The organism is Desertimonas flava, assembly GCF_003426815.1.
GTDB classification, from domain to species: Bacteria; Actinomycetota; Acidimicrobiia; order Acidimicrobiales; family Ilumatobacteraceae; genus Desertimonas; species Desertimonas flava.
In genome coordinates, this window is record NZ_QKYK01000028.1 from 69,116 (window position 1) to 76,102 (window position 6,987).

At 70.8% G+C, this 6,987-nt stretch carries 6 protein-coding genes; 2 read left to right on the top strand and 4 right to left on the bottom strand.

Annotation, left to right across the window (positions count from 1 at the left end; all coding sequences use genetic code 11):
• Positions 1–46: 46 nt before the first annotated feature.
• On the top strand, positions 47–1,960 hold the full coding sequence (locus DN771_RS23255; protein ID WP_162942318.1) for an acyltransferase family protein: 1,914 nt from the start codon (positions 47–49) through the stop codon (positions 1,958–1,960).
• Positions 1,961–2,307: 347 nt separating this feature from the next.
• Here the strand turns inward: DN771_RS23255 and DN771_RS23260 are convergent, their stop codons facing one another.
• The 4 genes from DN771_RS23260 to infB form a co-directional block, all read right to left on the bottom strand.
• Positions 2,308–3,252: a bifunctional riboflavin kinase/FAD synthetase gene (locus DN771_RS23260; RefSeq protein ID WP_116999961.1), complete on the bottom strand. Its 945-nt coding sequence runs from the start codon at positions 3,250–3,252 to the stop codon at positions 2,308–2,310.
• A gap of 105 nt (positions 3,253–3,357) precedes the next feature.
• Positions 3,358–4,242: a tRNA pseudouridine(55) synthase TruB gene (gene truB, locus DN771_RS23265; protein ID WP_116999962.1), complete on the bottom strand. Its 885-nt coding sequence runs from the start codon at positions 4,240–4,242 to the stop codon at positions 3,358–3,360.
• 198 nt (positions 4,243–4,440) lie between these two features.
• Positions 4,441–4,842, bottom strand: a complete 402-nt coding sequence (gene rbfA, locus DN771_RS23270) for a 30S ribosome-binding factor RbfA (RefSeq protein ID WP_116999963.1) — start codon at positions 4,840–4,842, stop codon at positions 4,441–4,443.
• 87 nt (positions 4,843–4,929) lie between these two features.
• Complete coding sequence (gene infB, locus DN771_RS23275; RefSeq protein ID WP_227462457.1) at positions 4,930–6,708, bottom strand: translation initiation factor IF-2; 1,779 nt, start codon at positions 6,706–6,708, stop codon at positions 4,930–4,932.
• A gap of 96 nt (positions 6,709–6,804) precedes the next feature.
• Here infB and DN771_RS30570 point away from each other — a divergent pair.
• Positions 6,805–6,987 (top strand): hypothetical protein (locus DN771_RS30570; protein WP_227462458.1); only part of this gene is annotated, 183 nt, incomplete at its 3' end.

A 6,987-nucleotide genomic window follows, 5' to 3' on the forward strand; every position in this document is an offset into this window, starting at 1 on the left:
TGGGCCGCCTCCGGCCGACTCGCCGACGCCCAGTAGCGTCGTGTGGATGGAGACGCCGGGTGGGTCGCCGTTCGAGCGACTGACGACCGAGCACGGCGTCACCCACCAGCCCGGTCTCGACGGCCTGCGGGGCCTGGCGGTGGCGGCGGTCGTGCTGTTCCACTTCGGCGTCGGCGGCGTGACGGGCGGCTACCTCGGTGTCTCCCTGTTCTTCACCATCTCGGGCGTGCTGATCGGCACGCTCGTGCTCCACGAGCTCACCACCACGGGACGGTTCTCGCTCCGGTCGTTCTGGCTGCGACGGGCCCGCCGTCTGCTGCCGGCCGCGCTGGTGACACTTGCGGCCGTCGCCGTCGCCCGTCTCGTCAGCTCACACCTCGCCGAGACGTCCGGGGCCGATGTCGTGGCCTCGGCGCTCGACGTCGCCAACTGGCACTTCCTCGCGGCCGACGCGTCCTACGCCGACCTGTTCGGGGGGCCGTCCGCCGTGCTGCACTTCTGGAGCCTGGCGATCGAGGAGCAGTTCTATCTCGCCGGAGGGCTCCTCGCCCTGGCGGTCGCCATCGCCCGCCCACGCCGGCCGTTGCTCGTGGTCGGCGCGTCCGCGGGCGCCGTCGCCGTCGTGTCGTTCGCCCTGCCGATGACGCTCGGCCTGGGGGTCGACCGTGTGTACTACGGCACCGACACCAGGGCGGGTGAGCTGATGATCGGGGTGGTGATCGCCGCCGCGGTCGCCGCGCCACGCCGGCGTCACTGGTTGCTCGAGCGCGGCCGGCCGCTCGCCGTCATCGGCGTCGCGGCCGCGGCCGGCACGATCGCCCTGTGGCTCAACGTCACTCCCGGCAGCGACGCGCTCCGGCGCGGGCTCCTGCCCGCTGTCACGCTGTGCAGCGCCGGGCTCGTCGTCGCCGCCCTGCTCCCCCGGGGGCCCGTCGCCGTCGTCGCCCGCCGACCGGGCCTCACCTGGCTCGGCCGCATCAGCTACAGCCTCTACCTCGTCCACTGGCCCGTGATCGTCGTCGCCGACCGCCTCTCGGACGACCGCTCGGTCCTCCGCGCCGCCGGTCTCGTCGGGCTCTCCGTGGTCCTCGCCCAGCTCCTCACGATGCTCGTCGAGCGGCCGGTGCGGCTGCGTCGCGTCCCGACCGCCCGTCTCGTCGCAGCGGCTGCGCTCGTCGTGACCACCATCGGTGTGGCCTCGGCGATGGACGGCCGGCGCACGGCGTCGGCCGAACTGCTGGCCGGACTCGACGACGCCGCCGAGTCGGCGCCCCACCCCGACGGTCGTCCCGGACTGCCGCGTGTCGCCATGTTCGGCGACTCGGTGGCCTTCTCGATGCTGTTGTCGCTGGGGCACGCCACCACCCCGGCGGCGTACGAACGGGCGCCGTCGGAGACCGACATCGGTTGTGGGATCGCCCTGTCGCCATACGTCCCGCCAGAGGACCCGCACCGGTGCGACCTCCCCGCCGAGCGCTTCTTCGGCAAGGCTCGCGGCGAGCACCTCGACGCGGCCGTGCTCATCTCGTGCCAGTGGGAGCTCGTCGCCCAGCCGATTCCCGGGGCGGGTGACGAGACCCGGGTCATCGGTGATCCCGTGGTCGACGCCTACATCTACGCCGCCTACGACCACGTGGCCGACCGACTGGCCGCCGCCGGGGTCGGGCGCGTCCTCTGGATGCGCTGTCCCTACATGAGCCAGACCGTCGGATGGGACGGTCTGAGCGACGAGTTCCGCGCCAGCCGGCACCCGCAACGCGTCGATCGCCTCAATGCCATCGTGCAGTCGCTCGCCGACGCCCGTGACGACGTGGACGTGCTGGCCTTCGACGCCTGGATGAACGATCACGTGGACGATGCGTCACTGCGGCCCGACGGCTCTCACTACGACTACGAACGCACCAACGCGGCGAGCGAGCGGTTCGTACAGCTGGTCAACGAGGCCGTGGCCAGCCTCTGAGCACCCGAGTGTGGGAGCGCCCGCTGGAGGGCGGCCACCACTCGGGCACGCTTCAACACTCGGATGGGTTGGCCTGCGGGGCCGGGGAACGCGACGACTCGACCCCGGAGATCAGCGAGCGCAGCGAGCGTCCCGGACGCGAGCGCAGCGAGCGTCCCGGAGTCCGAGCGGGTAGGCGACCGGAGCGCCAGCGGAGGGAGCCGGCGCGCCGGCCTGCGTGGCCGGGGAACGCGACGACTCGACCCCGCAGATCAGCGAGCGCAGAGAGCGTCCCGGAGTCCGAGCGGGTAGGCGACCGGAGCGCCAGCGGAGGGAGCCGGCGCGCCGGCCTGCGTGGCCGGGGAACGCTATGAATGCAGCTGTTCGCGGGCATGGCCCACGTCGAGCTGGAGCTGGGCGGCGATCGCCTCGATGCCGTCGAACTTGCGCTCGCTGCGCAAGAAGTGGGCGAAGCGGACCTTCACCTGCTCGCCATAGAGATCGCCGTCGAAGTCGAGGAGGTGGGCCTCGAGCAGCGACGAGTCGGCGTGCTCGTAGAACGTCGGGCGCCGGCCGAGGTTGATGGCGCACGGATGGACGACGCCGTCGCTGCGCTCGAACCAGCCGGCGTACACGCCGTCGGCGGGAAGGCATACGGCTCGCGGCACCGACACGTTGGCCGTCGGGAATCCGATCAACCGGCCACGCTTGTCGCCCTCGACCACCGGGCCACGCACCTCGTGGAGGCGGCCCAGCATCGCCGCGGCGACCTCGACGTCGCCGCCCGCGAGCGCCCGCCGGATCGCCGTGGAACTGATCGGCTCTGTGATGCCGTCGGCCCGCTCGATGAGACGGATGGGCTCGACGTCGAAGTCGTTCGTGCGACCGACCTTCTCGAGGAGGTCGACGTTGCCCTCGCGATCCTTGCCGAAGTGGAAGTCCTCGCCGACCACGATGGTGCGAACGCCGAGTCCGTGGACGAGCACCCGCTCGATGAACGATCCCGGATGCTCGTGCGACTGGTGGGCGTCGAACGGCAGCACCACGGCGGCGTCGATACCCGTCTCGGCCAGCAGCTCGAGGCGCTGGTCGGCGTTGGTGAGCAACGCCGGCGCCGACTCCGGTCGCACGACGGTCGCCGGATGGCGGTCGAACGTGAGCACGACCGACCGCGCCGCCTGGGCCGCGGCGATCTCGCGGACCTGGTCGATCACCGCCCGGTGGCCGAGGTGTACACCGTCGTAGGCACCGATGGTGACCACGGAGCGCTCACCGGGCCACGGCGCTTCGTTGAGGTCGTTGATCACCTGCATCGTCAGACGACGCTATCGAGACGCGGGGCCGGCGAGCGATCCGACGACGACCGGTGTGGAGAGCGCCAGGCACTCTCCACACGACTCCCATACAGGGCTTGGCCGTCAGCTGGGCTGGGGCAGCACGACCGACGGCTTGGCGAACCCGTCGCCGTGTGCTTCGTACACGGCGAGGAGCTGCCGGTCGGGCGTCACCATCGCCCACGGTCCGTCGCCTGGCGGTGCCGGGAGCACGGACCCGACGGCGACTCGTGCGGCCAGCGGTCCGTCGACGGTGAACTGCGGCATGCCCCGCACGGCGTCGACGATCGGCAGCAGCTCGCACTCGTCGGGCGGCGCGGCGTCGTCGAGCGTGAACGGCTCGACGGCCGTCCGGCGCAGGTTGCGCAGGTGGGCGCCGCCACCGAGCGCGGTGCCGAGGTCGGCGGCGAGACTGCGGACGTAGGTGCCGGCGGAACACGCGACGTCGACAGTGAGGATCTGGCGACCGTCCTCGACGCGGCTGTCGATCACGTCGAACGACGAAATCGTGACGGGGCGAGGCTGGCGCTCCACCTCGACGCCTGCGCGGGCGAGCTCGTGGAGGCGCCGGCCGCCGATCTTGATCGCCGACACCATCGGCGGCACCTGCTCGATGTCGCCGACGAAACGGTCGGCGATGAGGGCCCGGACGGTGTCGAGGTCGACGGGCGCCATCTCGTGGGTGGCCGTCACGGTGCCGTCGGCGTCGAGGGAGTCGGTCTCCACACCGAGCACGACCTCGCCGACGTAGCGCTTGTGGCCGTCGGTGATGAAGCGCAGCAGGCGCGTGGCGTGACCGACGCCGATGACGAGCACCCCGGTGGCGCTCGGATCGAGCGTTCCGGCGTGGCCGATGCGCCGCTCGTTGAGCCGGCGACGCAGCATCGCCACGACATCGTGGCTCGTCACGCCCGCCGGTTTGTCGACGACCGCCACCCCATGGACGGTCGGCTCCTTCCGCCGAGCCATGTCAATTGCTCGCTTCGCTCGCGTCCGGCTGCGCCATGTCAATTGCTCGCTTCGCTCGCGTCCGGCTGCGCCATGTCAATTGCTCGCGTCGCTCGCGTCCGGCTGCTCGCCGGCGCTCGCGACGCCGGCTCTGCTGGCCACGCGCGCTGCGGCACCGGCCAAAGCCGACGGGAAAGACGAATCGGTCGCGGGCATGTGTCAGTCGTCGGCGGCGGGGTGTGTGGCGCGGTCGGCGCGCAGGATGTCGTCGATGCGCTCGGCCGAGCGGATGACGTCGTCGGGCCGGAATTGCAGCACCGGCGTCTTCTTGGCGCGGATCTGCCGGTTGATCGACGACTGCAGACGATGCCGGTGACGATCGAGTGCCTCGACGATCTCGGCGTCACCGTCGGGCCCAGCCAGCGAGTCGAAGTACACGATCGCCCGGTTGAGCTCGTTGTCGACGTCGATCTTGGTGATCGTGACGAACTCGAGGTGCTCGTCGTCGATGCGGACGAGCTCGTCGGCGATGATCTCGCGCAGCGTCTCGCCGACGCGCGCGCTCCTCGGATACCGGTGGCCGGACGACCGGCCAGCGCCGCGGGATCGGTTGGGCGCCATGGTTGGGTCCTCTCTGTCGTCGACCGCGACTTCCTGTACTGAATTCCGGTCACGGGTGATCAGAAATCAGTACAGGAACGCGAGGTGTCAGGTCCGGGCGATCTCTCGGTCTTCGTACGTCTCGATGAGGTCGCCGGGCTTGAGATCCTGGAAGTCGGACAGGCCGATGCCGCACTCGAAGCCCTCGCGGACCTCGCGGACGTCCTCCTTGAACCGCTTGAGCGAGCTGATCTCGCCCTTCCAGATGATCGTGCCGTCGCGCAGGAAGCGCACCTTGGACCCGCGGGTGATCGTTCCCGACCGCACGAGGCAGCCGGCGATCGCGCCGATCCTCGGCACCCGGAAGATCTCGCGGACCTCGGCCTCGCCGGTGACGACCTCTTCGTACTCCGGCGCCAGCATGCCCACCATGGCCTGCTCGATGTCCTCGAGCAGCTTGTAGATGATCTCGTAGGTACGGATCTCCACGCCAGCGGTCTCGGCGGCCTCACGAGCCTTGCGGTCGGGACGCACGTTGAAACCGATGATGGTGGCGTTGGTGGTGGCGGCGAGGGTGATGTCGTTCTCGGTGATGCCGCCGACGGCCCGGTGGACGAACGACAGCTCGACCTCGGGACGGTCCAACTTGCGCAGGCTCTCGGTGACCGCTTCCAGCGAACCCTGGACGTCGGCCTTGAGGATGAGGTTCAAGGTGGCCGTCTCGCCCGACTGGATCTGGGCGAAGATGTCCTCGAGCTTGGTGCCCGTCTTGACGCGGGCATCGCCGCGCTGGGACTTCAACTTGAGGCGGTGCTCACGGGACTCGGCGACGGTGCGGGCCACCTTCTCGTCGGGTGCGGCACGGAACTCGTCACCGGCGAGGGGAACGGTGGACAAGCCGAGCACCTGGACGGGCGTGGACGGACCGGCCGTCTTCACCTGCTCACCGCGCTCGTTCATCATCGCCCGGACACGACCCCAGGCCGCGCCGGCGACGATCGGGTCGCCGACCTTGAGCTCGCCCTTGTCGACGAGCACCGTGGCCACGGGGCCCCGGCCGACGTCGAGCTGGGCCTCGAGCACCACGCCCTTGGCGCGGCCCTCGGGGTTGGCGGTGAGCTCCTCGAGCTCCGACACCACGAGCAGTTGATCGAGCAGGTCGTCGATGCCCAGCTCCTGCGTCGCCGACATCTCGACGACGATGGTGTCACCACCCCACGACTCGGGCACGAGCTCGTGCTCGGCGAGCTGGGTGAGCACGCGCTGGGGATCGGCGTTGTCCTTGTCGATCTTGTTGACGGCGACGATGATCGGCACGTCGGCGGCGCGGGCGTGGTTGATGGCCTCGATCGTCTGGGGCATCACACCGTCGTCGGCGGCCACGACGAGCACGACGATGTCGGTGGCCTCGGCGCCACGGGCACGCATCTGCGTGAACGCGGCGTGGCCCGGCGTGTCGAGGAACGTCAGCTTGTGGCCGCGCTGTTCCACCTGGTAGGCGCCGATGTGCTGGGTGATGCCGCCGGCCTCGCCGGCGACGACGTTGGCGGCTCGGATCTTGTCGAGCACCGTCGTCTTGCCGTGGTCGACGTGGCCCATGACGGTGATGACCGGCGGCCGCGGCTGCTGGTTCTCCTCGTCGTCGGTGTCGTCGAACAGCGACTGCAGCTGGATCTCTTCCTGCTGACCGGGCTCGACGAGGAGGATGTCGGCGCCGATCTCGAGGGCGAACAGCTCCATCTGATCGTCGGTGAGCGTCATCGTCGCCGTGATCATCTCGCCGTTGTTGAGCAGGAACCGCACGACGTCGGCCGAGGTGCGGTTCAGCTTGGGACCGAACTCCTGGGCCGAGACCCCGCGCTCGATGACGACGGTGCCCTCGGGCACCGGCGCATCGCTGCGCGTGTAGTTCGTGAACTGCGGCTGCAGCTCCTCGCGGTCGCGACGGCGACGACGACTCCGGCCGCGGCGTGGTGGGCGGCGTTGACCGCTGGGACGGGGGCCGCCACCAGGGCCGCCACCGGGACGCGGACCGCCACCGGGACCACCGGGGCCGCCACCCGGGCGAGCACCACCAGGGGCGAACCCACCGGGGCGGGGACCGCCGGGACGGGCACCACCGGGGCGCGGGCCTCCAGGCCCGCCGGGGCGCTGGCCGCCGGGTCC

Coding starts and splice junctions, on each gene's coding strand:
- DN771_RS23255 (WP_162942318.1), top strand. CDS start 47: ATGGAGACGCCGGGTGGGTCGCCGTTCGAGCGACTGACGACCGAGCAC.
- DN771_RS23260 (WP_116999961.1), bottom strand. CDS start 3,252: ATGCAGGTGATCAACGACCTCAACGAAGCGCCGTGGCCCGGTGAGCGC.
- truB (WP_116999962.1), bottom strand. CDS start 4,242: ATGGCTCGGCGGAAGGAGCCGACCGTCCATGGGGTGGCGGTCGTCGAC.
- rbfA (WP_116999963.1), bottom strand. CDS start 4,842: ATGGCGCCCAACCGATCCCGCGGCGCTGGCCGGTCGTCCGGCCACCGG.